At 63.7% G+C, this 24,112-nt stretch carries 21 protein-coding genes; 12 read left to right on the top strand and 9 right to left on the bottom strand.

The annotated features are described in order from the left end of the window. Positions 1-125 precede the first annotated feature (125 nt). The 7 genes from V1289_RS21340 to V1289_RS21310 all read left to right on the top strand — a co-directional run bounded on the left by V1289_RS21340 (position 126) and on the right by V1289_RS21310 (position 9,772). Positions 126-2,267 (top strand): hybrid sensor histidine kinase/response regulator, encoded by a 2,142-nt coding sequence (locus V1289_RS21340; RefSeq protein ID WP_334398704.1) that lies wholly within the window; start codon positions 126-128, stop codon positions 2,265-2,267. A gap of 52 nt (positions 2,268-2,319) precedes the next feature. Beyond that, positions 2,320-4,317: an ABC transporter ATP-binding protein/permease gene (locus tag V1289_RS21335; RefSeq protein WP_334398703.1), complete on the top strand. Its 1,998-nt coding sequence runs from the start codon at positions 2,320-2,322 to the stop codon at positions 4,315-4,317. A gap of 70 nt (positions 4,318-4,387) precedes the next feature. Then, positions 4,388-5,215, top strand: a complete 828-nt coding sequence (locus V1289_RS21330) for an FkbM family methyltransferase (protein WP_334398701.1) — start codon at positions 4,388-4,390, stop codon at positions 5,213-5,215. A gap of 174 nt (positions 5,216-5,389) precedes the next feature. Beyond that, positions 5,390-7,084, top strand: coding sequence for a S53 family peptidase (locus tag V1289_RS21325; protein WP_334398700.1), 1,695 nt, complete (start codon positions 5,390-5,392; stop codon positions 7,082-7,084). A gap of 19 nt (positions 7,085-7,103) precedes the next feature. Continuing rightward, positions 7,104-7,370 carry a hypothetical protein gene (locus tag V1289_RS49780; protein ID WP_442896190.1) on the top strand — a complete coding sequence of 89 codons (267 nt, stop codon included), beginning with the start codon at positions 7,104-7,106 and terminating at the stop codon, positions 7,368-7,370. 59 nt (positions 7,371-7,429) lie between these two features. Continuing rightward, positions 7,430-7,723, top strand: coding sequence for a hypothetical protein (locus V1289_RS21315; protein WP_334407594.1), 294 nt, complete (start codon positions 7,430-7,432; stop codon positions 7,721-7,723). Positions 7,724-7,933: 210 nt separating this feature from the next. Next, positions 7,934-9,772 carry an OmpA family protein gene (locus V1289_RS21310; RefSeq protein WP_334398699.1) on the top strand — a complete coding sequence of 613 codons (1,839 nt, stop codon included), beginning with the start codon at positions 7,934-7,936 and terminating at the stop codon, positions 9,770-9,772. Positions 9,773-9,933: 161 nt separating this feature from the next. Here V1289_RS21310 and argG read toward each other — a convergent pair whose 3' ends face one another. The 6 genes from argG to V1289_RS21280 all read right to left on the bottom strand — a co-directional run bounded on the left by argG (position 9,934) and on the right by V1289_RS21280 (position 15,752). Next, complete coding sequence (gene argG, locus V1289_RS21305; RefSeq protein WP_334398698.1) at positions 9,934-11,271, bottom strand: argininosuccinate synthase; 1,338 nt, start codon at positions 11,269-11,271, stop codon at positions 9,934-9,936. Between the two features lie 96 nt (positions 11,272-11,367). Next, positions 11,368-12,123: a phosphatase PAP2 family protein gene (locus V1289_RS21300; protein ID WP_334398697.1), complete on the bottom strand. Its 756-nt coding sequence runs from the start codon at positions 12,121-12,123 to the stop codon at positions 11,368-11,370. Between the two features lie 39 nt (positions 12,124-12,162). After that, the gene (locus V1289_RS21295; RefSeq protein ID WP_334407592.1) at positions 12,163-12,645 is read right to left on the bottom strand and encodes a hypothetical protein; all 483 of its coding nucleotides are present in this window, start codon (positions 12,643-12,645) and stop codon (positions 12,163-12,165) included. A 119-nt stretch (positions 12,646-12,764) separates the two neighbouring features. Continuing rightward, positions 12,765-13,979, bottom strand: coding sequence for a 23S rRNA (adenine(2503)-C(2))-methyltransferase RlmN (gene rlmN / locus V1289_RS21290; RefSeq protein ID WP_309181034.1), 1,215 nt, complete (start codon positions 13,977-13,979; stop codon positions 12,765-12,767). A 144-nt stretch (positions 13,980-14,123) separates the two neighbouring features. Next, the gene (locus V1289_RS21285) at positions 14,124-14,732 is read right to left on the bottom strand and encodes an invasion associated locus B family protein (RefSeq protein WP_334407589.1); all 609 of its coding nucleotides are present in this window, start codon (positions 14,730-14,732) and stop codon (positions 14,124-14,126) included. A 180-nt stretch (positions 14,733-14,912) separates the two neighbouring features. Beyond that, complete coding sequence (locus V1289_RS21280; RefSeq protein WP_334398696.1) at positions 14,913-15,752, bottom strand: SDR family oxidoreductase; 840 nt, start codon at positions 15,750-15,752, stop codon at positions 14,913-14,915. A 137-nt stretch (positions 15,753-15,889) separates the two neighbouring features. Here V1289_RS21280 and V1289_RS21275 point away from each other — a divergent pair, with 137 nt between their 5' ends. From V1289_RS21275 to V1289_RS21265, 3 genes are all read left to right on the top strand, one after another. Beyond that, positions 15,890-16,864: an NADPH:quinone oxidoreductase family protein gene (locus V1289_RS21275; RefSeq protein ID WP_334398695.1), complete on the top strand. Its 975-nt coding sequence runs from the start codon at positions 15,890-15,892 to the stop codon at positions 16,862-16,864. Between the two features lie 372 nt (positions 16,865-17,236). Continuing rightward, positions 17,237-18,028 carry a hypothetical protein gene (locus tag V1289_RS21270; protein ID WP_334398694.1) on the top strand — a complete coding sequence of 264 codons (792 nt, stop codon included), beginning with the start codon at positions 17,237-17,239 and terminating at the stop codon, positions 18,026-18,028. A 17-nt stretch (positions 18,029-18,045) separates the two neighbouring features. Next, positions 18,046-19,221, top strand: a complete 1,176-nt coding sequence (locus V1289_RS21265) for a TAXI family TRAP transporter solute-binding subunit (protein ID WP_334398693.1) — start codon at positions 18,046-18,048, stop codon at positions 19,219-19,221. Between the two features lie 174 nt (positions 19,222-19,395). Here V1289_RS21265 and V1289_RS21260 read toward each other — a convergent pair whose 3' ends face one another. Then, on the bottom strand, positions 19,396-19,782 hold the full coding sequence (locus tag V1289_RS21260; protein ID WP_334398692.1) for a YkvA family protein: 387 nt from the start codon (positions 19,780-19,782) through the stop codon (positions 19,396-19,398). Positions 19,783-19,881: 99 nt separating this feature from the next. Beyond that, positions 19,882-20,187, bottom strand: a complete 306-nt coding sequence (locus V1289_RS21255) for a 4a-hydroxytetrahydrobiopterin dehydratase (RefSeq protein ID WP_074271999.1) — start codon at positions 20,185-20,187, stop codon at positions 19,882-19,884. Between the two features lie 285 nt (positions 20,188-20,472). Here V1289_RS21255 and V1289_RS21250 point away from each other — a divergent pair, with 285 nt between their 5' ends. Continuing rightward, positions 20,473-21,894 (top strand): TAXI family TRAP transporter solute-binding subunit, encoded by a 1,422-nt coding sequence (locus V1289_RS21250; protein ID WP_334398691.1) that lies wholly within the window; start codon positions 20,473-20,475, stop codon positions 21,892-21,894. Between the two features lie 183 nt (positions 21,895-22,077). Further along, positions 22,078-23,640, top strand: a complete 1,563-nt coding sequence (locus V1289_RS21245) for an alkaline phosphatase D family protein (protein ID WP_309181026.1) — start codon at positions 22,078-22,080, stop codon at positions 23,638-23,640. Positions 23,641-23,643: 3 nt separating this feature from the next. Here V1289_RS21245 and V1289_RS21240 read toward each other — a convergent pair whose 3' ends face one another. Then, complete coding sequence (locus tag V1289_RS21240) at positions 23,644-24,030, bottom strand: response regulator (protein WP_334407587.1); 387 nt, start codon at positions 24,028-24,030, stop codon at positions 23,644-23,646. Between the last annotated feature and the right edge of the window lie 82 nt (positions 24,031-24,112).

Here is a 24,112-nt window from a genome sequence, read left to right as displayed (position 1 = left end):
GTTACGCCGGCGATAACGGAACGGCCGTTACGCCGGGATGACGGAAAGGCTGGTGTTCCGTCTCATCACTTGGCTTTGTGACGCGGGAAAGATTGCAGTAAGCTCTGCGTGGAGCAGGAGCGCCCGTGCAGACTGCGCAACCCAATTCGCTAAAACTGCTGCAATGGATGATGGCCGCCTCGCTGGCCCTCCCACTGGCGCTGTTCGTCTTTGCTTCCGCCGTCTCCTGGGTTTCCACCAACGAGACCGCCGACCGGGAAATCGAGCGCGCGCTGGATGTCGCGCACGAACACGCGCTGAAGGTGTTCGAGACTATCGACCGCAGCCTGTCGGAAATCGCCGAGATCGTCCGCGGCATTCCCGACGCCGGCATCGCCTCCCGCGAGGAGACCCTGCACCTGCGGCTGAAACAGCTCGCCGATTCGCTGCCGCAGATGAAATCGGCCTGGATCTTCGACGCCAGGGGCCGGGCGCTTGTCAACAGCCTGGTGGTACCGGCACCCGCCATCGATTTCTCGGACCGGGACTATTTCAGCGCCCATGTCGAGCGCAATGTCGGCACCTATATCGGCGAGGCGTTGAAACCGAGGCCGCCCTACCAGGGCGCGGCGTTCTTCGGCGTCAGCCGGAGGCGGGAGAACGAGGACGGCAGCTTCGCCGGCGTGTTTCAGGCTTCCGTGCTGCCGGAATATTTCGAGAATTTCTACGCCCGGATCGGTCGCGAGCCCGGCAGCTTTTTCGCGCTCGTCCGGACCGATGGCGCGGTGCTGGCCCATTTCCCCGCCCTCGACCGTAATTTCCGATTCGAGCCGACCGGGCCGCTCGGGCAACAGATCGTCGCCCACCCCCAAGCCGGGGTAATCACCGTAAATTCGCCGGCTGACGGCATCGAGCGCCGCCTCGGTTATCAGCGGCTTGCGGAATATCCGATCTATGTCAGCGCGGGGCTGGAGACATCGGCAATACGGGCGCGCTGGCTCGCCACCATGAGCCAGCATCTGATTTTCGGCGCGCCGGCCACCGCGCTGTTGTTCTTCCTACTCTCGCTGGCGCTGCGGCGAACGCGGCACCTTCATGCCGAAGCCGCCAAGCGCGCCGAAGCCGAGGAGGCGCTCAAGCACGGCCAGCGGCTGGAGGCGCTGGGGCAATTGACCGGCGGCGTCGCGCATGACTTCAACAATCTTCTGACCGTCATCAGCGCCTCCGTCGATATGTTGCGGCGGCCGGATCTGCCGGAGCCGCGGCGGCTGCGCTACATCGACGCGATCTCGGACACCGTAACCCGCGCCGCAAAACTGACGGGCCAGTTGCTGGCCTTCGCGCGGCGGCAGACCTTGAAGCCGGAACTGTTCGACGTCGGTCAAAACGTGCAGATGCTCGGCGAAATGATCGCCACCCTGATCGGTTCACGGATCGAGATCGTGATCCACGTGCCGGACGAGCCTTGCTTCATCAATGCCGATGCGGGCCAGTTCGAGACCGCTGTCATCAACATGGCGGTCAACGCCCGCGACGCCATCGACGGCGCTGGGCGGCTCACCCTTACGGTGCGGATGGTCGCCGAATTGCCGGGTGCTGCCGCACCATCCAAAAATCCGCACGGCTATGTTGCGGTGTCCGTCGAGGATACCGGCATCGGGATCCCCCAGGACCGGTTCGGGATCATCTTCGAACCGTTTTTCACCACCAAGGAAGTCGGACAGGGTACCGGACTCGGCCTGTCGCAGGTGTTCGGGTTCACCAAACAGTCCGGGGGCGAAGTGATCGTCGCCAGCGAGCTTGGCAAGGGCAGCATCTTCACGCTGTACCTGCCGCGCGCCGCCGGCGGCGGCCGGCCGCGGCAGGTCGCGGCGGAAGACGCGCCGCCGATCGATGGTCAGGGCATGTGGGTGCTCGTGGTCGAGGACAATGCCGAGATCGGCAAGTTCGCGACCGACGCGCTGGCCGGGCTCGGCTATCACACCACGCTGGTCGGCAACGCGACCCACGCGCTCGAAGAGCTGATGAGCGATGCCAGCCGTTTCGACGTGGTGTTTTCGGACGTGGTGATGCCTGGCATGAGCGGCATCGAACTGGCGCAGGAAATCCGCCGCCGCCATCATGACCTGCCCGTCGTGCTGACCAGCGGCTACAGCCACGTGCTGTCGCAAAACGGCAGCTACGGCTTTGAGCTGCTGCAAAAGCCCTATTCGATCGAACAGCTCGCCGAGGTCCTGCAGAAGGTCGGCCGCTGGCGCAACGTGAAGCGTGATGCCGCGCCGGCGTGACCATGCCCCGGAACGTCAGGGAACCTTTTGATTTCTCTCACGTTATCCGACCATGGCCAAACCAGATGTAAAGTCCAAAGCGTCCACCAACGAATCGTCGGCACAGAAGCCAGCTTCCAAGAAGAATCCAGAAATCGTCGAAGTGGTCGCCGAAGACGGCGACCATGTCGAACCATCCCCGCCGGAAGTCGTCGAACCCGACCCGGAATGGTCGCCGGAGGAGGCCGAGCAGGCGCGCAAGGATTATCTGCTGACGCGGTTCTGGATCAGCGCGCGGGGATTTTGGGGTGAGGGCGGCGACCGGCTGGCGTGGCTGTTTTCGATCGGCCTGCTGATCCTGATCGTCGCCAATGTCGGATTTCAGTACGGTATCAATGTCTGGAACCGTGCGATCTTCGACGCCATCGAGAAGCGCGATTCGGCGACGGTATTCCATCTCACCGCAGTGTTCTTTCCGCTTGCGATCGGCAGCGTGCTGCTCGGCGTCGCCCAGGTTTTCGCGCGCATGGGCATCCAGCGCCGATGGCGGGCATGGCTGACCAATTCCGTGGTGTCGCGGTGGCTGAGCAATGGCCGTTATTATCAACTCAATCTGGTCAGCGGCGATCACCAGAATCCGGAATACCGGATCGCCGAGGATTTGAGGATCGCGACCGATTCGCCGGTGGATTTCATGGCCGGCGTGACCTCGGCATTGCTGTCGGCCGCGACCTTCATCGCGGTACTCTGGACCATCGGCGGTGCGCTGACGGTGACGGTCGCGGGATCGGCCATCAGCATTCCCGGCTTTCTCGTTATCGCAGCCGTGCTCTACGCCGCGATTGCCTCGGGTTCGATCATGACGATCGGACGGCGATTTGTGCAGATATCCGAGGACAAGAATCAGGCGGAGGCCGAATATCGCTATGCGCTGACCCGCGTGCGCGAGAACGGCGAGAGCATTGCGCTGCTCGGCGGCGAAGAGGAAGAGCGCGACGGCATCGACAAGACCTTTACAAAGGTTCTCCGGCAATGGGCGCGGCTCGCCGGCCAGCACATGCGCACGACGCTGGTGTCGCAGGGATCGAGCCTGATCGCACCTGTCGTGCCACTGCTGTTGTGCGCGCCGAAATTTCTCGACGGCAGCATGACGCTGGGACAGGTGATGCAGGCCGCATCCGCCTTCACGATCGTGCAGAGCGCATTCGGTTGGCTGGTGGACAATTATCCGCGCCTCGCCGACTGGAACGCCTGTGCGCGCCGCATCGCCTCGCTGATGATGTCGCTCGACGGACTGGAGCGCGCCGAGCGCGGCGACGGCATCGGCCGCATCAAGCGCGGCGAGACCGAGGGCGACGCCATGCTCAGCCTGAACGACCTGTCGGTGACGCTCGACGACGGCACCGCCGTGGTCGGCGAAACCGAAGTGGTGATCGAGCCCGGCGAGCGGCTCTTGGTGGCCGGCGAATCCGGCACCGGCAAAAGCACGCTGGTGCGCGCCATCGCCGGGCTGTGGCCATGGGGTGGCGGCAGCGTCAACTTCCATCCCGATCGGCGGCTGTTCATGCTGCCGCAGAAGCCCTATGTCCCCTTCGGCACGCTGCGCCGCGCGGTCGCCTATCCCGGCGCCGCCGAGGACTGGACCGTCGAACAGCTCGCCGATGCGCTGCACAAGGTCGGGCTCGATCATCTCAAGGAAAAGATCGAGGACGAGGCGCCATGGGATCAAACCCTGTCCGGTGGCGAAAAGCAGCGGCTGGCGTTCGCCCGTTTGCTGCTGCACAAGCCCGACATCGTCGTGCTGGACGAGGCCACCTCTGCGCTCGACGAAAAGAGCCAGGACAAAATGATGGAGATCGTCACCAAGGAGCTTCCCAAGGCGACCATCGTCAGCGTCGCCCATCGGGTCGAGTTGGAAGCCTTCCATAGCCGCAAGATCGTGCTGGAACGGCGCAAGGGCGGCGCCAAACTCGTCAGCGACGTCGATCTGATTCCCCGCAAGGTCAAACGCCGCCTGCTCGGTCGCTTCCTGCGCCGGCGCACGACGCCGCCGCCGGAAAAGGCGACCTAACTCCTCGTTGGAGTCATCCGTAAAGTCGGCTATGCATGCGCCGCTTTCGCCGTCTTTCGAGGACCCCGGTTTGACTCCCGATAACGATCCATCACCGCCGCCGTTCGGCGCGTTCGCACCCAATGCCGCCCAGGCCGCGATCATCGCGCTGGCGCAGCGCTCGCGGCTGAAGCGCGGCGCGTTCCGGCCGATGCTGTCGCGGCTGGTCAATCTGCTGCGCGCGGGACCGGTCGACGTGCAGTATCAGGGCGCCTCGTTCCGCTTCTATCATCAGGCCAGCGCCACCGAACGCGGGGCGCTGTTCAATCCCGACTACAATCTCGAAGAGCTGGACTTTTTGCGGGCGCATACCCGCGCGGGCGGCGTGTTCGTCGATGTCGGCGCCAATGTCGGCACTTATGCGCTTGCGCTCGCGCGGCACGTCGGCGCGGGAGGCAAGGTGATCGCGATCGAGCCGCATCCCGTCACCCATGCCCGGCTTGCCTTCAACAATTCGGCGTCCGGCTATACGCAGGTGAGGCTGGTGGCGGCGGCGGCCGGCCCCGCCGATGGCGATCTGATGATCGAAACCGACGGCGACAACCTCGGCGCCAGCCACATCGTGTCGGGCAAAGCTTCGGGCAAAGCCATCAAGGTGCCGTCGCTGCGGCTGCAGCGGATTCTCGAGGAGGCCGGCGTATCGCGGGTCGATGCTTTGAAGATCGACGTCGAGGGTTTTGAGGATCGCGTGCTGACCGGCTTCTTCAAGGAAGCGCCGCCATCGCTGTGGCCGCACGCGGTGGTGATCGAACATCTGTCGAAGAACGAATGGCTGGAAGACTGCATCGCCGACATGCGTGCGCGCGGTTATGTCGAGACCGGCAGAACCCGCAGCAACACCTTGCTGGCGCGCGAATAGAGCGTCGCGTCCAGCTTCGCCTCCGGCGTCGTGCCGCGTGACGTATGCGTGCGGCAGGACCGACCGGCGCGCCGGCGTGCCCTGGTCAGCGCCCCGAAAGCCATTGACCTGATTTACCTTGGGTTGCAGGATTGCCGTCCCACCACGTCAGCCGCTTGAACGGAGGGATGCACCATGGCCCGCAAACCAAGCCTGCAATTCGCAACCACGTCCGGACAAAACTCGCACGAAAATCTACGGCGGGTCGCCGGCAGCGAGAGGTTGCCGCTGCCGAACGCCCGTGTGATCGGTCCGGCAGATCCCGAGCGGCCGATCAGGCTGACCGTCTATGTGCGATCCCGTCCTGCTCACGCCCACATCCCCTCGCTCAAGGAAATCGGGCATAGTCCATATGAGTGGATGCATTCGACGCAAAGCGCCCAGGTGTTGAGCGCCTTCGAGGCCGACGCAAAGGACATCAACGCGGTAAAGAAATTTGCCACGGCAAACAAGTTGAAGGTGATTGAAGCCAGCGAGGTCAAGCGAAGCGTTCTGATTGAAGGAAAGATCGGCGATGCCGCGCGGGCCTTCGGCGTCGACCTGCAAATCTGGGAACATCCGGGCGGCCGCTATCGCGGCAGGGTCGGGCCGGTCCACACCCCGGACTCGTTGCGCAGCATCGTTGAAGCGGTTTTCGGCTTCGACAACCGGGTGATGGGACGCCCTTATTTTCGGCGCAGCCGGCACCGCTTTGTGTCCCGCGCTGCGCAGCCCCTGACCTACCTTCCGACCGAGATCGCGGATTTTTATAGCTTTCCGGATGCAGACGGCAGCGGACAGACGATCGCCATCTTCGTATTCAACGGCGCGCTCGGCGATTCCGGCCAGACAGCGGTCGGTGGTTATTCGCAGAAACTCGTGAAGAGTTACTTCAAGGATACGCTTCACTTGGCGCCGCCAAAACTCACCGACGTCGTCGTCCACGGCCCGGGCAACAAGCCCGGCGACGGCAGCCAGGACACCGACGTGACCGGCGAGGTGCTGCTGGATATCTGCATGGCCGGCGCGGTCGCGCCGAAAGCTAAGTTCATGATGTACTTTACCGAGTTCACCGAGCAGGGCTGGGTCGATGCGCTGACCTCGGCGGTGACGGCGACGCAAAACCGGCCGTCCATCATCTCGATCAGCTACGGCAATCCCGAGGACGGACCGACGGGCCAAATCCTCTGGACCCAGCAGGCGATCATGAAGGTGAACGAGGCGTTGCAGCGCGCTGCGCTGGCCGGAATCAACGTCTGCGTCGCCGCCGGAGACCAGGGCTCGACCGAGGAAGTAACTGACCAACGGCAGCACGTCGATTATCCGGCCTCGAGCCCCTGGGTCTTGGCTTGCGGCGGCACCCGGGTCGTCGCTGCAAACGGCGTGATCAACCGCGAGACGGTGTGGAATGACGGTCCATCGAGCGCAACCGGGGGAGGGGTAAGCAGCCTGTTTGCGTTGCCGACCTATCAGACTTCGGCGAGCGTCCCGGTGTCGGTCAACCCCGGACATCGCATTGGCCGCGGCGTACCCGACGTCTCGGGAATCGCCGACCCCGATACGGGAGTCCTGGTCATGGGCCCCGACGGCACCGTCGGGGGCATCGGCGGAACGAGCGCCACGGCGCCGATGTGGGCGGGCCTGATCGCACGTCTCAACCAGTTGCTGGGAACGCCGCTCGGGTTCCTCAATCCGATCCTGTACAAGAATTTGGCCTCTGGCGTTCTCCGCGACGTCAGCGAAGGCGACAACGGCGCGTACCGCGCCGGCGTCGGCTGGGATGCGTGCACAGGGCTCGGCAGTCCGAATGGCACGCGCATATTGGCGGCGTTGAAAGGGCTGGTGAAGTAGATCAGCGAAGAGTTGCTATATCTGCCGAACGGCTCCGGCGAAGCACACCTCCACCACTGAGGAGGCATCGCCGTGGCCGCACAGCGCAGGAGATTTTGATGATCGACCACATCGGTTTTCCGGTCTCGGATTACTAACGCACACCTTCTACAAGGCGGCCATCGCGGCCGGCGGACGCGACAACGGCGCGCCCGGAATACGCGCACATTATCACCCCAATTATTACGGTGCGTTCGTACTCGATCCCGACGGTCATAACATTGAGGCGGTGTGCCATACGCCGTAGGGACGGTTCCAGCTCCGGTAGCGGCGCGGAACATCGCGGCGATCTCGCCGTTGTCGTCGATGCCAATCGAACCACCGGAAATTCCACCGGCAACGCCGGGTACGCCGACTGAACCTCCGCCGGGGATTCCTCCGGGCAATCCTCGCCCGGAAGTGCCTACCCCGATACATGAACCCGGCGAGCCGTCGCGGCCGGAAGAGTTACCGGGCAAGATGCCGGACGAACTGCCGGTCCGCGGACCGAACGGTCCGACCGCACCTCCGCCTGGAACCGATGCCGGCAGTTTCGGCTTTTCAGGCACGCAGCCGAAACTCCATACCGGCGCCTCAGAGATGCCACAGGGGACAATGTAAAAGTTCGATTTGAAAGCATCGTCTGAATGCGTAATGAACAATTGCGTATGCAACCCGTTATGCTGTCGAAATAAATAGCGTTCGCGTTTTGTAGCCCGCCACAATCCGGCCTAACGATTAGCCGTTGATCGACCCGCCGAAACGTTCGGCGAAAGCCACTCTTTTTCTCGCCAACCTTGCCGCCAGATTTTTCCGGGGATCCAGGACATCATGACAAAACTTCGCATCGTGCTGCTTGCCACGTCTGCTCTGACCGTGACGCAGCTCGCAACCTTCGCATCGCATGCGCAGACCGCGCCGCTCGTTGTGGCGCAGGGAACCAAGGAAGAATTGGGCCCCGACGGAAAACCCAAGGCGCCGCCGAAGGGCGCGCCGCCGCCGGCCGCAGCGCCTCAGCGTCCCGCACCGCCGCCGCCACCCCCTGCTGCGGCACCGCCGCCGCGTCCGACGCCGCCACCTCCTCCGGCGGCAGCACCGCCGCCGCGTCCGACACCGCCACCTCCTCCGGCAGCAGCACCCCCCGCGCGTCCGACGCCGCCCCCGGCGCCGCCTCCGCATGCGCCGCCGCCACCCGCGGCCGCACCGCCCGTGCATACCGCTCCGCCGGCTCCCCCGACCGCGGCGCCACCCGCACACGCGCTCCCGCCGGCACCTCCGGCGGCGACGACGGCGCCTGCTGCGCCCAAACAACCGACGGCGCCGACTCCGCCATCGTCGCTCCAGAAGGGCACGCCATCGCAGGTGCCGCCGCCCCCACCGCCGGCGGGCGCCAAGCAATTGCCGTCGACCACAACGCCGGCTCCTGCGCCGCAAACTCAAACTGCGCCGCCGGCTGCCGGAAGCCCGACGGCGCCGCCGCGTCCCGGAGTATCGCCGACACCGCCGGCTGGCGCAGCCGCTCCGACCACAACTCCCACCGCGCCGCCGCCGCGCGGCGGACCGCCTCCGGGCGCTGCTCCGACCGCGCCCGGCGCCACACCGCCGCCCGGCCGGGTACAAAACACGCCTCCGACGGTCGCGCCTGCGTTCCAGCGTGCGCCGACGGTGACCGCGCCGCTTCCCCCGCCGCCACCGGCGCTGGGAACCAAGGCGCTTTCAGCGGGCGCACCGGCTCCGGGACCGCGCAACATGGATCAATTCCGCAGCGAACGGCACGAAGTCCAGGAAGGCGGCCGTACGGTCATCACCGAGCCCGGGCGCGTCATCATTCGCGATCCCGGCGGCCAGGAGTATATTCGCCACAACGAGGAGGATCGCTTCCGCTACGGCGCGCGCGACATCCAGACCCAAACCGTGGGCGGGGAAACCCGCACCATCGTGATCCGTCCGGACGGCACGCAGATCATCACGGTGGTCGGCCGCGACGGCGAGTTGCTGCGCCGGATCAGGCGCGATGAGGGCGGTCGCGAAGTCGTCATCATCGACAACAGCTATCGCGATCCGCGCGCGATCGGCGGTTTCTATGTCGACCTGCCGCCGCCGGTGATTCGCATCCCCTATGATCGCTACATCGTCGATTCCGAGGATGCGACACCGGAGGTTATCTACGACACCATGGAGGCGCCGCCAGTGGACCGGATCGCGCGGCGCTATTCGCTCGATGAAATCCGCTACAGCCCGTCGGTTCGGCAGTTGATGCCGAGCATCGACCTCAACACCATCACCTTCGAATCCGGATCGTGGGAAATTCCCCCCGATCAGGCGGCGAAGCTGCAGGTGATTGCGGACGGACTCAACCGCGCCATCCAGCGCAATCCGCGCGAGGTGTTCTTGATCGAGGGTCACACCGATGCGACCGGAAACGACACCGACAATCTGTCGCTGTCCGACCGGCGCGCGGAATCTGCGGCCGAGCTTTTGACGCAGCAGTTCGCCGTGCCCGCGGAAAACCTGACCTCGCAAGGCTACGGTTCGCAATATCCGAAGGAACAGACTTCAGGACCGAGCCGCATCAACCGCCGCGTCACCGTCCGCCGCATCACACCGTTGCTCAATGGTGGAACGGCATCGCTGCCGCCGCCCCCGCCCGGCATCGCGCCGCCGCGGTAAGGCAATCGCTCCATGAAAATGGCCGGGAGAAATCCCGGCCATTTTTTTAGCCCGTCATTGCGAGGAGCGTAAGCGACGAAGCAATCCATTCTTCCTTTTATGTGGCGAGATGGATTGCTTCGCTTCGCTCGCAATGACGCGGAAAGACGATTTGAAAACGCTCAGCTCTTGTCGCTCTCGAGTCTGAAGATCTGGGAGCCTTCACCGCTCGATAGCAAGCCTGTCTTTCCATAGAGATTCAGCTTGCCGCGGGTATCGGCTATGTCGAGGTTGCGCATCGTCAGCTGGCCGATGCGGTCTGCTGGCGTGAACGCCGCGTCTTCCACCTTCTCCATGCTCAGCCGCTCCGGCTGATAGGTCAGATTGGGGCTCTCGGTGTTCAGGATCGAGTAATCGTTGCCGCGGCGCAGCTCGAGCGTCACCTCACCGGTGATCGCACGAGCCACCCAGCGCTGGGCGGTTTCTCGCAGCATGAGGGCTTGAGAATCGAACCACCGTCCCTGGTAGAGCAGTCGGCCAAGGCGCATGCCGCCGATCCGGTATTGCTCGATGGTGTCTTCGTTGTGGATGCCGGTGACCAGACGTTCGTAGGCGATGTGCAGCAGCGCCATGGCGGGGGCTTCGTAGATGCCGCGGCTCTTCGCCTCGATGATCCGGTTCTCGATCTGGTCGCTCATGCCAAGGCCATGTCGACCGCCGATGGCGTTGGCCTCGAGGAACAGCGCGACCGGATCGGCGAACGTCTGGCCGTTCAGCGCGACGGGCTGGCCCTCCGTAAAACGCACGGTGACCTTTTCCGCCCTGACGACGCAGTCGTCGCGCCAAAACGGCACGCCCATGATGGGATTGACAATCTTGATGCCACTGTCGAGCTGCTCGAGATCCTTGGCCTCGTGGGTTGCGCCGAGGATATTGCTGTCGGTCGAATAAGCCTTTTCGGCGCTCATCTTGTAGCCGAATCCATGGGCGGTCATGAACGCCGACATTTCCGCACGGCCGCCCAACTCGTCGATGAACTGCTGGTCGAGCCATGGCTTGTAGATTCGCAAGCTCGGGTTGGTCAGCAGGCCGTAACGGTAGAAGCGCTCGATATCGTTGCCTTTGTAGGTGGAGCCGTCGCCCCAGATGTTGACGCCGTCCTCCTTCATCGCCGCTACCAGCATCGTGCCGGTCACGGCGCGACCAAGCGGCGTGGTGTTGAAGTACGCGATGCCGCCGGTCGAGACGTGGAAGGCACCGGATTGGACGGCGGCAATACCTTCGTGCACCAATTGCGTGCGGCAATCCACGAGTCGGGCTTTTTCGGCGCCGTACTCCAGCGCCTTGCGCGGAATCTCGTTGTAGTCGGCCTCGTCAGGTTGGCCGAGGTTGGCGGTATAGGCAAAGGTGCGGGCGCCTTTTTGCTTCATCCACAGCAGCGCCGCGCTGGTGTCGAGACCGCCCGAGAAGGCGATGCCGACTTTTTCGCCTTTGGGCAGGCTTTTCAGGATCGTACTCATAGAGCTTCCAATCGGTCGAAGTGCCAGATGTCGTTTTGCGGGTTGAGTGCGCGATTACCAAATTTCACGCTGATGGGCACGCGTTTAAACGACGGATTACCCCAGCGGGCGCCAGCGCCGCGTCAAGCGGGACCAGGTTGAGGCCAGCCGCGCCAGGCCGGCGTCAACCTGCGCGTCGGTCATGCGGGTGGCCGGCCAGCGGTAGATGAAGGCATAGGCCAGCCAGATCACCAGAAAGCTCACCAGGCCTGCGGCCGCGACGTCGGTGAAGAAATGCCCGCCGAACGCCATCCGCAGCACAGAGGTCGTGATCCCGAACAGGGTCGCCGCCGCATAGGCCAGCGGCCGCCACGCCGGCGGCGTCAACGCCGCGGGCGCATAGGTCCAGAACGCGGTGGCGCCCTCGCCGGAGAAGAACGAGCAGTTCTTTCCGCAAGCCCCGCGCGGATCCCACCACGGCACGAATTGCCAGGGGCCGTTGAATTCCGTCACCATGACCGGCCGCGGCCGGCCCCAGTAGGACTTGAAGGTGAAATTGGTCAGAATGCCCGCGGACAGAATGATCGTGACCAGCAGGAAGATCGCCGCGCGTCCCGGGATCAGCATCGGCCGGTCCGGCCGCGCCAGTTTTACCACGAACGCCACGATCGCCGGCAGTGCGAAAGTCCATGCGATCCACATCGCGGCGTCGCGCGCGAATTCGGCCACCGCATCGAGTTTTATCGGAAACGATTTGATGGCGGGATCATAGAACAGCGCCGCCAGCTTCAGGTCGAGTTCGGGATAAATCCCGAACAGCAATCCGATGACGAGCGCCAGTCCCAGCGCGATGAAAAGTCCGGTCCGGTTCATGGCGCGCGGTTTAGCCGAGGCGGTTGGCGATGAAAAGGCTCACAGCGGCTGCGACGGCAGCGGCGGAGGCGGCCTTGAGGGTCGCGGCGGCTCGCGCCACGCGCCGGCGGTGCGGCCCGCGATCATCCAATAGACGAGCCCCGAGACGATGCCCGCACCGGTCATGATTTCGAGATGACGGCGGACGATACCGTCGAAATGCAATGTTTCGGGATCGAACGGGATCAGGCCGAGATAGCAGGCGGCTCCGACGATCGCACCGCCGACCGCATAGGTCAGCACGCCCCGGACATAAAAGGCCTCGGTGATCAACACCACGATCAGCGCCGGCAACAGCGCAAAGCCGGAGATGAAGATGAAGCCGAAGCCGAGCACGACGTTGATCGCGCTCTGATCGATCGGGCCGGTGCCGAGATCGGAGAATTCCGGATACAGCACCGCGCCGACCACGATCATGCCCGCGACCAGGCACGCGAACAGGAAGGCGAAGCAGATAACAAACAGACGGCCGATCAGCGCCATGGCAGCACCGTCATTGCGAGGAGCGAAGCGACGAAGCAATCCATCTCTCAGCAAGCGGAGAGATAGATTGCTTCGCTTCGCTCGCAATGACGGCCTGAGTGACAGATCGCGCCATCGGATCAATCCGTCATCGCCATCGCGCGCAGCGCCTGGCGCTCGCGCACGGACAATTTTTCCGTCTCCGATTTCAACTGGCCGCAGGCGGCGAGAATGTCGCGGCCGCGCGGCGTGCGCACCGGCGAGGAATAGCCGGCGTTGAAAATATATTCGGAGAATTTTTCGATCTGGTCCCAGTCCGAGCATTCGTAACGCGTGCCCGGCCACGGATTGAACGGAATCAAATTGATTTTCGCGGGAATGCCCTTGAGCAGCTTCACCAGCAGCTTGGCGTCATCGAGCGAATCGTTGACGCCCTTGAGCATCACATATTCGAAGGTGATGCGCCGCGCATTCGACGAGCCCGGATAGTCGCGGCAGGCCTGCAGCAATTCGGCGATCGGATATTTGCGGTTGAGCGGCACCAGTTCGTTGCGCAGCTCATCGCGCACCGCATGCAGCGAAATCGCCAGCATGACGCCGATCTCGTCGCCGGTGCGGATGATGTTGGGCACCACGCCTGAGGTCGACAGCGTGATGCGGCGGCGGGAAATGCCGATGCCTTCATTGTCGGCGACGATCAACAGCGCATCGCGCACCGCGTCGAAATTATAGAGCGGCTCGCCCATCCCCATCATCACCACATTGGTGACGAGGCGGCTGCCGGTCGGGGTCTCGCGGTCGGCCCAGTCGTTGAGGCGGTCGCGCGCCACCATGATCTGGCCGACGATCTCACCGGCGGTCAGATTGCGCACCAGCCGCTGCGTGCCGGTGTGGCAGAACGAGCAATTCAGCGTGCAGCCGACCTGCGAGGAGACGCACAGCGTGCCGCGGTCGGTCTCGGGAATATAGACACACTCGACTTCATGCGGCCGCTCGACCTTGTCGCCGCTCGGTAACCGCAGCAGCCATTTGCGGGTGCCGTCGTTGGAGATTTGTTCGGCGACCACCTCGGGACGATCGACCGTGAAGTGCTGCACGAGCTGGCTGCGCATTTCCTTGGAAATGCTGGTCATCTCGTCGAAATTCCGGGCGCCGCGCACATACATCCAGTGCCAGAGCTGCTGCGTGCGCATCTTGCGTTGCGCAGGCGCGACGCCGATTTCGCCGAGCCGATCGGCGATCTCGGCGCGCGACAGCCCGACCAGCGACGGCTTGGCCGGCGGCACGTAGGTTTCGAGCGCGATCTTTTCCAAGGGCGCGCTGGAAGCGGAACTGGTCTCGGTCGTGCTGGTCATGGTGTCTGTCATGGAACATCAAATAGGCCCTCCAGAAGCTGCTGGAAAGCCGGGAAATGCAGCAACGGGCGCCAAACACCTCTCCCATCGGGAGAGGTGACCCGGAACTTGCCTCAAGGCATGGCTCAAAAACCAAGATTGAGTTTAGCGCTTGCAATCCTGCGCCAGTTTGTCGAGCGCCTGCGACAGCCCCTTTAGCGAGAAGGTGTCGGTGGTCTCGGTGCCCTTGGCCGAGACGCCCTTGACGGTGACGTCGGCGGATTTGCGCATGGCCTCGACCATCCGCTCTTCCTCGGCGGCGTTCTTGATCCAGAGTCCGTCGCCCTGGGTATACATCGTATACGACGCGCCGCCGACCTCGAGCGAGGATTCGGAACCCGGCTTCAGCGTGTAGCCGATCATGATCGAGACTTCGTTGGTGACTTTTTCCGCCGGACGCGTCGAGACGAAGGCATAGGCCGGATCGCGCGGACGATTCGGCGGATTGGTTTTCGAGGACGACGGCTTTGCCAGCGCAAAGCACACCTTCTTGCCGTTCGGCGTCGCCGTATAGGCGCCCCAGGTGCCGAACTGCCCGATCAGGGTCGGCTCCGCCCCACCTGCCGCTGCCGCGGCCGCCGCTTCAGGTTTGGCCGCAGGCTTCGCCGCTGTCGCAGGCTTGGTCGTCGCGGCCGCGGGCTTGGCCGCGTCCTTGGTGGCCTTCGGCGCAGCACTTTGCGCCTGCGCAAGGGACATCGTCCCGCACACCAGCATACCCGCAACCAGCGATGTCAGTATTTGCCGCACGGACAACTGGTTCCCTCATCATTGTGACTGGAAGATGGCCCGACGGCGTCGTCCCACCGCCGATGGATAGCCGGAAAATGCCTTTTTGGGAAGGCAGTTACGGGGTGGGTGCAGTTCGCGTGCGGCGCAAATCCGCCGCTGCCGCGCTTAGCCCTTCGCGCGCCCCTCGCGCTGCTTCGCCCACTGCGCGTCGGTCCATTGCAGCAAATCCTCGGCGCCGGAACTGCGCAAATGCGAGCCGCCGTCCTGCACCACCATCTCGCCATTGATATAGCCGGCCTGATCGGAGATCAGGAAACTCGCGAGGTTGGCGAGTTCGCCGTGCTCGCCGGCGCGGCCGAGCGGGTTGCGGTGCGCCCAGCTCTCGTCGCGGCCCTCGGGGCGGAGTTGGCCCGCAGCGCCCGGGGTCGGAAACGCGCCCGGCGCAATCGCGACGGTGCGGATGCCTTTCGGGCCCCACTCCACCGCGAGGCTTTTGGTCATCGCCAGCACCGCGGTCTTCGCCATCGCCGAGGGCACCGTGAAGGCGCGGCCGGTGATGGTCGAGGTCGAGAGGATGCTCAGTACCACGCCTTTGTGTTTGCCCTCGATCCAGCGGCGGCCGGCGGCCAGCGTGCAATACATCGTGCCGTGCAGCGTCGGCGCCAGGATCGCGTCGGCCGCACGGAACGACAGATGTTCGCTCTGCGCGATGAAGGTCGCCGCCGCGTTGTTGACGAGCACATCGATCGGCGCCTCGCGCCAGACCGCATCCATCATGGCATCGACCGCCGCACCATCGCGGATGTCGCATCTGGCCACGGTGACCTTGCCGCCGAGCGCGCTGCGCAATTCTGCCGCGGTTTGTTCCAGCAATTCGAGCCGTCGGCCGCAGATGATCAACTCCGCGCCGAGTTCAGCAAAACGGCGTCCCATCGCGGCGCCAAGCCCGGAACCGCCGCCGGTGACCAATATGCGCTTTCCCGCCAGCAGGCCTTTTTCAAACATCGTTTGAATCCCTTTCAATCGCGACCTTTGGCGTTCCGCACCATAAGGGGCATGCATCCGAATCGGATTGTAGCCCGGCGTCAAATCCGGCAAGAAGCGTCCAGCCTTCCTTGTGCGTCCGAAAATCAGGTGTGTCCATGAAAGCCATTCTCTGCTCGCAATATTGCCAACCCGACGATCTCGTGCTGGCCGACGTGCCCGATCCGGTGGCCGGGCCCGGCGAGGCCGTGATCGCGATCAAATCCGCGGCGCTGAATTTCTTCGACATCCTGATGATCCAGGGCAAGTACCAGATCAAGCCGCCGTTCCCGTTTTCGCCGGCCGCCGAAGTCGCAGGCGTGATCGAGAGCGTCGGCGCCGGCGTCACCGATCTGAAAGTCGGCGACCGCGTGGTGGCGTCCTGCGGCCATAACGGCGCCCGCGAAAAGATCGCGCTGCCGGCGAACTCGATCGTGAAAATTCCCGACAATCTGGATTTCGATCGCGCCGCCGGGATCATCATCATCTACGGCACCGCGCTGCACGCGCTGGAAGATCGCGCCAGCCCGAAACCCGGCGAGACGCTCGCGGTGTTGGGCGCGGCCGGCGGCACCGGGCTGGCTGCGTGCGAACTCGGCAAGCTGATGGGCCTGAAGGTGATCGCCTGCGCCTCGTCGGATGAAAAGCTGGAATTCGCCAAGGCGCATGGCGCCGAGCTTGGCCTGAACTATGCCAAGGAAGATCTCAAGGAAGGCTTGCGGCGGCTGACCGGTGGCAAGGGCGCTGACATCATTTTCGATCCGGTCGGCGGCACCTATGCCGAGGCGGCGCTGCGTTCGATCGCATGGGAAGGCCGCTTCCTCGTGATCGGCTTCGCCGCCGGCGACATTCCCAAAATGCCGCTCAATCTGGCGCTGCTCAAAGGCTGCGATATTCGCGGCGTGTTCTGGGGCGCCTGGGCCCGGCTCAATCCGGAGAAGAACCGCGCCAATCTGGAAAAGCTCGTGAGGTGGACTGCGGAGGGCAAGATCTCCTCGCATGTCGACCGCACCTTCCCGCTGGCGCAAACCGCCGAGGCGTTAAAGGTGCTCGCCGGCCGCAAGGCGATGGGCAAGGTGATTTTGCATCCGTAACCGCCGTGTGCCTTCGTCATCCCCACAAAAGCTGGGATTGATCACGTTCGAAGTGCAACACCTCCAGCCGGAAGTGTTGCACTTCGTTTGTGAACTCAGGTGACATCCTGATGGTCGGTTGAGACGGACGATCGCAGCAAGCCCGGTTTCAACGCGCAAAATGTTCCCGTTCACCTTTAAATTCATTGAATAGGGCAATCCCGCCCCAATCAAACCAAAATAAGTCCCAATTCGTGCCGGCCGGGGCCGTTTTTTGGGCCTATTCGGCATGCGAGTTAGCGCCCGAAGTAACGGGCGTTCTTCGACAACGACAATAAAAACCAGAAGCCGGGATGCCCGATCGTTGCGTAGTAGTAGCGGGGAAGCGTCACCATGGTGGGGAATTCGACACATTTGCACTCCAGCGATCCGCCCGTCGCGGCGCTTGAGGAAGACATCAACGATCCCGGATTTGCGCATTATCGCTATCGGCGATCGCATGCGGCGGAAATCAGTTCAGACGGGCCAGCTCCGCTGTTTCTTTCCGGCGATGCGGATGACAACGCGCCGCAAATCCGCAAAAGACGGGCGATATCCCCGTCGCGTATCCTGACAGTAATTTCCGCGGCATCGGCAGCAGCCATGGTGCTCGCCCTGTTTTCCGTCGACGCCACACGCGCGGTCATCGTCAGCGCCGCAGCGTCGTTTGCCGGGGCATCACTCGCTCAACTCAGCGCGCCGCCGCCGGAGCCGGTTCAAACCGTTGCGCTTGCGCCGCCGGCCGGCACCGACCTGCCATCGCGCGACGAGATCGCGGCCGCCTATCAGGCCGCGATCAAAAGCCTGGTTGCGGTAGCCGAGACGCCTGCGACACCTGCAGTTCCGGCTCCGCCGCCGGCAAGACATCTCGATCCCGACGACCTCGCCGCATTGCTCAAGCGGGCAAAGGGCCTGCTCGCGAACGGCGACATCGCGTCCGCAAGGCTGCTGCTCGAACGCGCCGCGGACGCACGGGAGGCCGATGCAGCGCTGCTGCTGGCGCGGACCTATGATCCTGCGGTGCTGGGAACAGGTGATGCGCGCAGCGTCACACCGGATCCGGCGCGGGCGCGCAACTGGTACCAGAAGGCAGCCGAATTCGGCTCCTCCGATGCGCAAGCGCGCGTCGCGGAAATGCAAAACTGATTTCGATCGGGGGACAGATGAGACGTTTATGGGGAGTGGCGTTATTCGCCACGATGATGGCCTGCGGCTTCGCGGCGCGGGCCGAGCAGGCCGAATACGATCCGGCCAAGGTCAGCGAAAGCCTGAAAGCGATTTTCCAGTTCGGCTCGAACAGTACCAAGCAGAGCCTGAACGCCAACACGGTGACGTTGATCTCGGGCACGATCGGCGGCACGTATGTACAGTTCGGCGCCGATCTCGCTTCCGTTCTCGATGACGGCAACAAGCTGCGCATCCTTCCCATTGTCGGGCGCGGCTCGGTGCAGAGCGTCGCCGACATCCTGTTTCTCCAAGGCGTCGATCTCGGCATCGTCCGATCGGACACGCTGGATTATCTCGAGCGGAAGGGCTTTGCGAAAGACATCAAGAAGCAGTTCACTTACGTGACCAAGCTCTACAACGAAGAGGTGCACGTGATCGCGTCGAAATCGATCCGCAATCTCAGGGATCTCGAGGGCAAGACCGTCAGCGTCGACCTGCCCAATGGCGGCACCTTCGTCACCGCGCTGACTGTGTTCGAGCGACTCGGGATGAAACCAAAGGTCGTGTATATTGAGCAACGCATCGCGCTGGAGAAATTGAAGGCCGGCGAAATCGACGCTGTGATCGTTTGTGGGGGCAAGCCGTATAAGTCCGTGAGCAGTTTCAAGGACGATCGGTTCCATTTGGTGACGGTCAACTACGAGAAGCCGTTGCAGGGCGACTATCTGCCCGCGAGCCTTTCGGCGAAAGACTATCCCAACCTGATCGAAGGTCAGGAGCAGGTCGATACGATCGCCGTTCCCGCGGTGCTCGCGGCCTATAATTGGGCGCCCAACACCGAGCGCTATCGCAAGCTCGCAGTATTCGTGGACGCCTTCTTCACGAAATTCCCGACATTCCAGAATCCGCCGTTCCATCCGAAATGGAAGGAGGTTTCGCTGTCGGCACCGCTTCCCGGCTGGCAGCGCTTGCCCGTCGCGAAGCAATGGCTGGAGCAACATGGCATCGAATCCGTCGCGCGCAACCGGTTCGAGGATTTCCTGAAACAGAGCCCTGCGGCCGGAAAGCTGCAGTCCGATGCCGAGAAGGAAGCGCTGTTCAGACAATTCCAGGCCTGGGACGCCGAGAAAAATGCCCGCGCGCAGGTTCGCCCGGCAGAGCGGCAGCGATGAAACCCAGGATGTCATCGCCCGGCATAGCCGTCCGAAGGACGGCGTCGCTTCCGCTCGCCTATGACCGGGCGACCCAGTATTCCAGAGACGCCAGTGATCGAATCGAGAAGCCGCGGCGTACTGGATCCCCGCTTTCGCGGGGATGACGACGGGGTGTGACGCAACTCGCGTGGGTTACTCTGCTGCTTCGCCCCGGTCGATCCCGCGCTTCAGCGCGGCGCGCGCGGCGTCGCGATGTTCCGGCGTGATGTGGCTTGCGACCATGCGGATCGCGGTGGCCAGCACCGCCGCGTCATCAGTGAAGCCGAGCACCGGCAGCATGTCCGGGATGAAATCGAACGGCAGGATGAAATAGGCGATGGCGCCGAGTAGCGCCGCCTGGACGCGGAGCGGCGTCTGCTTGTCGAAGGCGCAGTAATAAGCCGCGAGCAGATCCTCGGCGAAGGGAAGTTTTGCGACCACCTGCTTCAGCTTGATCCAGAAGCGCCGGCGCTCGCTTTCGCGGTCCTGCGCCAGCCGGTCGGCAGGCTCAAAACCCACGGTGTGTTCGGATGAAGCCATCGCGGCGCTCCTTCAAAGCCGGCGCGGCCGTTTCGCCGCGGCGGGCATGGCAAGAATTGGGGGCGCGACGTCGCTGCCGCAAGATCGGCTGGCCGCCCTTTAGACCACGCCGAGCTGTCTGGCGATCCCGTTCATGGCCTTGGCAAGCTCGATATCCAGCCTGGTGACGCCGCCGGAGTCATGGGTCGCGAGCACCACCTCCACCGTCTTGTAGACGTTCTTCCACTCCGGGTGATGGTCGTTCTTCTCGGCCACCAAAGCGGCGCGGGACATGAACCCGAACGCTTCGTTGAAATTCTTGAAGGTGAAGGTCCTTGCAATCGCCTCGCGGCCGGGCACCTCGGACCAGCCGGATAGCTCTCCCAGCGCCGCCTGACGCGCCTCCGCCGACAGCCGTTCCACCATGATCGCCTCCCGTTTCATGCGCACTCTACCCTAACACCGGACGCCGCGGCTGGGGTCCATGGCGAAAATATAGGTTTTCGAGCGAAAGCGCGCCCCGCAATTGATGCGGGGTGGATGCCGGTGCGCACAAGGAAAACGCATCAAATCATGGCTGAAAGCCGCGTCCAATGGCCGCCGGTAACCATGACGGAGATGTAACCCCGGCTAGGCAGGAAATTTGCTAGAATGTCCGTGTAAGCGCGTTGGCAATGTGAAATTGAACCTCGAACGATCGTTTAGAGATCGATGACCGACGGCCCGGATCAGGACAATGCCGAACCGATAGCTTCGCCCCGCTCGGCGCAGCGGCGGGCGGCATTCGTCGTGCTTGCCGGCGTGCTGGCCATCATCGGGGCGCTGGCGGCCGGCTATTACTTTGCGATGCGGCCGGTCACCTTGCGGATCGCGGTCGGCCCGGCCAGCAGCGACGACCTCAAGGTGGTTCAGAGGCTGACGCAGGCCCTCAACAACCAGCCGCACAGCCAGGTCCGGTTGCGGCCGGTGCAGACCGACGGCGCCGCCGCAAGCGCCACGCTGCTCGGCGAAGGCAAGGCCGATCTCGCCATCATCCGCGGCGATCTCGAGGTGCCGAAGAACGCCCAGGCCGTAGCAACGCTGCGCAAGAACGTCGTGGTGCTGTGGGTGCCTCCGGCCGCCAAGGCCAAAGGCAGGAAGGCCGGGCCGAAAATCACCAAGATCGCGCAGCTTGCCGGACATCGCATCGGTGTCGTCGGCCGCACCCAGGCCAACGTCAATCTGCTCAAGGTGATCATGCAGCAATATGGCGTCGATCCGGCCAAGGTCGATATTATCCAGTTTCCGGCCAACGAAGTGGTTGAAGCGATCCGCAACCAGAAGGCGGACGCGTATCTCGCCGCCGGGCCCGTCAACAGCAAGATCACGACGGACGCGATCGCGGCATCGACGCGCGACGGCGGCACGCCGACCTTCCTGGGGATCGATTCGGCGGAAGCGATCGCGCAGAACCATCCCGCCTATGAGGCGTCGGAAATTCCCGCCGGCTCGTTCGGCGGCTCGCCCGCCCGGCCGGACGACGAGGTCAAGACGATCAGCTTCGCGCATCATATCGTGGCGCGAAAAGGCGTCTCGGAATCGACCATCGCCGCCTTCACCCGGCAGTTGTTTGCGGTCCGGCAATCGCTGAAGGCCGAATTTCCGCTGGCCGCCAAGATCGAGACGCCGGATACCGACAAGGACGCCACGATCCCGGTGCACCCGGGTGCTGCCGCCTTTGTCGACGGCGAGGAAAAGACCTTCCTCGATCGCTACAGCGATTACATCTGGTGGAGTCTGATGGCCTTGTCGGCGATGGGCTCGGCCGGCGCGTGGTTCGCAGGCTATTTGAAGAAAGACGAGCGTAGCAACAACTCTTCGCAGCGCGAGCGGCTGCTGGACATGCTCACGGCTGCCCGCCATAGCGATTCGATCGAAGAACTCGACCAGATGCAGTCCGAAGCCGACGACATCCTGCGCGACACCCTGCGCTGCTTCGAGCATGGTACGATCGAACAGGGAACCTTGACCGCTTTCAATATCGCGCTCGAGCAGTTCCACAACGCGGTGGCCGACCGCAAGTCGCTGCTAATGAGCATACCGCAAAGCCTGCAACGTGCAGGCGCGCAGTTCCGGGCAGCCGGCACGGCGTAAGCGGCCGTCGCTGTAATCGGGTCGTCACAGAGTTTTCCTATAGCGTGTCCGCACCAAGCCGACATTCCGGGATGGTACGCCAGCACCAGACCTCAGATGCGCAATTGCGCATCGGGGAATCTCGAGATTCCGGGCTCGATGCTTCGCATCGCTCCGGAATGACAGAGGCAAAACGAGGCACGCATGACGACCGGTTTTTCCTCCAAGATTTCCCGCCGACGATTCCTCTCGACCGCCGCAGCGACCGGCGCCGGCGTCATCGCGATGCCTTATCTCAGCCGCGCCGCCGACCGTCCGCAGATCACCCATGGCGTGCAGTCCGGCGACGTCGGCGCCGATGGCGGCGTGGTGTGGGCGCGCGCCGACCGTCCGTCGCAGATGATGGTCGAGGTCGCCACCACCGAATCGTTTGGCAACGCGCGGGCCTTGCCGCCGATCGCGGCACTCCCGGAGAGCGACTTCACCGCAAAAATGCTGCTGGAAAACCTGCCTTCCGGCCAGGACATCTTTTATCGCGTCCGGTTTCGCGACCTGGCGCACACTGACATCCAGAGCGAGCCGGTGGTCGGCCGCTTCCGCACCGCGCCCGGCGACCGCCGCGACGTCAGTTTCGTCTGGGGCGGCGACGTCGCGGGACAAGGCTGGGGTATCAATCCGGATGATGGCGGCATGGTCACCTTCGCCACCATGCGCAAGCACAAACCGGATTTCCTGCTGCATTCCGGCGACACCATCTATGCCGATGGCGTCATTCCCTCCGAAGTGAAATTGCCCGACGGCAAGGTCTGGAAGAACGTCACGATCCCGGAAAAAGCAAAAGTCGCCGAGACGCTCGACGAATTCCGCGCCGCGCACAAGTATAATTTCATGGACGACAATGTGCGCGCCTTCAACGCCGAGGTGCCTGTCTTCGTGCAGTGGGACGACCACGAAGTGATGAACAACTGGTCGGCCTCGAAAGAAATTCCGGCCGCCTACAAGGTGCGCGACATATCGCTGCTCGCCGCGCGCGCTGGCCGCGCGTTTCACGAGATGTATCCGATGCGGGAAAGCATCGTCGAGCCGGGCCGTGTCTATCGCACGCTCAATTACGGCCCGCATCTCGACGTCTTCATGCTCGACGAGCGCAGCTATCGCGGCCCCAACGGTCCGAACCTGCAGACCGCTTACGGCCCCGACAGCTATTTCATCGGCCCCGACCAGCTCGCCTGGCTGAAGCGCGCGCTGCTGAATTCGCGCGCGACCTGGAAGGTGATCGCGTCCGACATGCCGCTCAGCATCATCGTCTATGACGATGCAGCCAACAAGAAGGGCTCGGAAGCGTTTGCGCAAGGCGACGGCCCGCCGCGCGGCCGCGAGCTGGAAATCGCCGAGATCCTGCGTTTCATCAAGACCTCCGGCGTCGTCAACACGGTGTGGCTGACGGCGGACGTGCACTACGCCGCCGCGCATTACTACAACCCGGACAAGGCGCAATTCCAGGAATTCGATCCGTTCTGGGAATTCGTCTCGGGCCCGCTGCACGCCGGCACGTTCGGTCCGAACGAACTCGACAACACCTTTGGGCCCGAAGTGAAGTTCATCAAGGCGCCCGGCCTGGACAAGCAGAACCTGCCGCCGTCGGCCGGCATGCAGTTCTTCGGCCACGTCAAGATCGACGGCGCCAGCGGGCAGATGACGGTGACCTTGCGCGACCGCGCCGATGTCGCGCTGTGGTCGACGACGCTCGACCCGAAGCGGGTGTAAGAACTAGCACGCGGCGGCGCCTGGACGCCGCCGCAACGCTGCTTCCAGCGCCGCGCTGGAGCATGGTTTCGGCAACCGCGGCTTGCCGGCGAGCGCGGCCGGGAGCCTGACGTCGGCGCCATAGCCGGTGACGAACACGTACGGAATCTTCAGCGCATCCAGCCGCTCGGCGAGCGTAAAGGTCTTTTCGTGGACCAGCCCGACATCCAGCAGCGCAAAATCCGGCGGGTGATCGGCGATCATGTCGAGCGCCTTCGCCACGCTCCCCGCGCTGCGTACCGTCTTCACCCCGAAGCCGAGAATCGTGTCCTCGAAGTCGAGCGCGATGATCGGATCGTCCTCGACGATCAAGACGTCATCGGGCATGCCGTCAGAAGAGGCGGGTTCCATGATCGCGCCAGCACAGGTATTGAGAGGCATTGAGTTCCCCGGTGTAAGCCCAGAGGACGGCCGCTGCCGGCGTCCGGATGGT

It is taken from the genome of Bradyrhizobium sp. AZCC 2289, assembly GCF_036924615.1.
GTDB lineage: Bacteria > Pseudomonadota > Alphaproteobacteria > Rhizobiales > Xanthobacteraceae > Bradyrhizobium.
This window is presented reverse-complemented; position numbering and strand designations above follow the sequence as displayed.

What these genes read in the sequence shown, in the direction of transcription:
- V1289_RS21250 (WP_334398691.1), top strand. Translation starts at nt 20,473, where the DNA reads ATGACCGACGGCCCGGATCAGGACAATGCCGAACCGATAGCTTCGCCC.
- V1289_RS21300 (WP_334398697.1), bottom strand. Translation starts at nt 12,123, where the DNA reads ATGAACCGGACCGGACTTTTCATCGCGCTGGGACTGGCGCTCGTCATC.
- V1289_RS21325 (WP_334398700.1), top strand. Translation starts at nt 5,390, where the DNA reads ATGGCCCGCAAACCAAGCCTGCAATTCGCAACCACGTCCGGACAAAAC.
- rlmN (WP_309181034.1), bottom strand. Translation starts at nt 13,979, where the DNA reads ATGACCAGCACGACCGAGACCAGTTCCGCTTCCAGCGCGCCCTTGGAA.
- V1289_RS21310 (WP_334398699.1), top strand. Translation starts at nt 7,934, where the DNA reads ATGACAAAACTTCGCATCGTGCTGCTTGCCACGTCTGCTCTGACCGTG.
- V1289_RS21335 (WP_334398703.1), top strand. Translation starts at nt 2,320, where the DNA reads ATGGCCAAACCAGATGTAAAGTCCAAAGCGTCCACCAACGAATCGTCG.
- V1289_RS21265 (WP_334398693.1), top strand. Translation starts at nt 18,046, where the DNA reads ATGAGACGTTTATGGGGAGTGGCGTTATTCGCCACGATGATGGCCTGC.
- V1289_RS21240 (WP_334407587.1), bottom strand. Translation starts at nt 24,030, where the DNA reads ATGGAACCCGCCTCTTCTGACGGCATGCCCGATGACGTCTTGATCGTC.
- V1289_RS21315 (WP_334407594.1), top strand. Translation starts at nt 7,430, where the DNA reads ATGCCAATCGAACCACCGGAAATTCCACCGGCAACGCCGGGTACGCCG.
- V1289_RS21260 (WP_334398692.1), bottom strand. Translation starts at nt 19,782, where the DNA reads ATGGCTTCATCCGAACACACCGTGGGTTTTGAGCCTGCCGACCGGCTG.
- V1289_RS21270 (WP_334398694.1), top strand. Translation starts at nt 17,237, where the DNA reads ATGGTGGGGAATTCGACACATTTGCACTCCAGCGATCCGCCCGTCGCG.
- V1289_RS21295 (WP_334407592.1), bottom strand. Translation starts at nt 12,645, where the DNA reads ATGGCGCTGATCGGCCGTCTGTTTGTTATCTGCTTCGCCTTCCTGTTC.
- V1289_RS21280 (WP_334398696.1), bottom strand. Translation starts at nt 15,752, where the DNA reads ATGTTTGAAAAAGGCCTGCTGGCGGGAAAGCGCATATTGGTCACCGGC.
- V1289_RS21245 (WP_309181026.1), top strand. Translation starts at nt 22,078, where the DNA reads ATGACGACCGGTTTTTCCTCCAAGATTTCCCGCCGACGATTCCTCTCG.
- V1289_RS21285 (WP_334407589.1), bottom strand. Translation starts at nt 14,732, where the DNA reads ATGCTGGTGTGCGGGACGATGTCCCTTGCGCAGGCGCAAAGTGCTGCG.
- V1289_RS21275 (WP_334398695.1), top strand. Translation starts at nt 15,890, where the DNA reads ATGAAAGCCATTCTCTGCTCGCAATATTGCCAACCCGACGATCTCGTG.
- V1289_RS21255 (WP_074271999.1), bottom strand. Translation starts at nt 20,187, where the DNA reads ATGGTGGAACGGCTGTCGGCGGAGGCGCGTCAGGCGGCGCTGGGAGAG.
- argG (WP_334398698.1), bottom strand. Translation starts at nt 11,271, where the DNA reads ATGAGTACGATCCTGAAAAGCCTGCCCAAAGGCGAAAAAGTCGGCATC.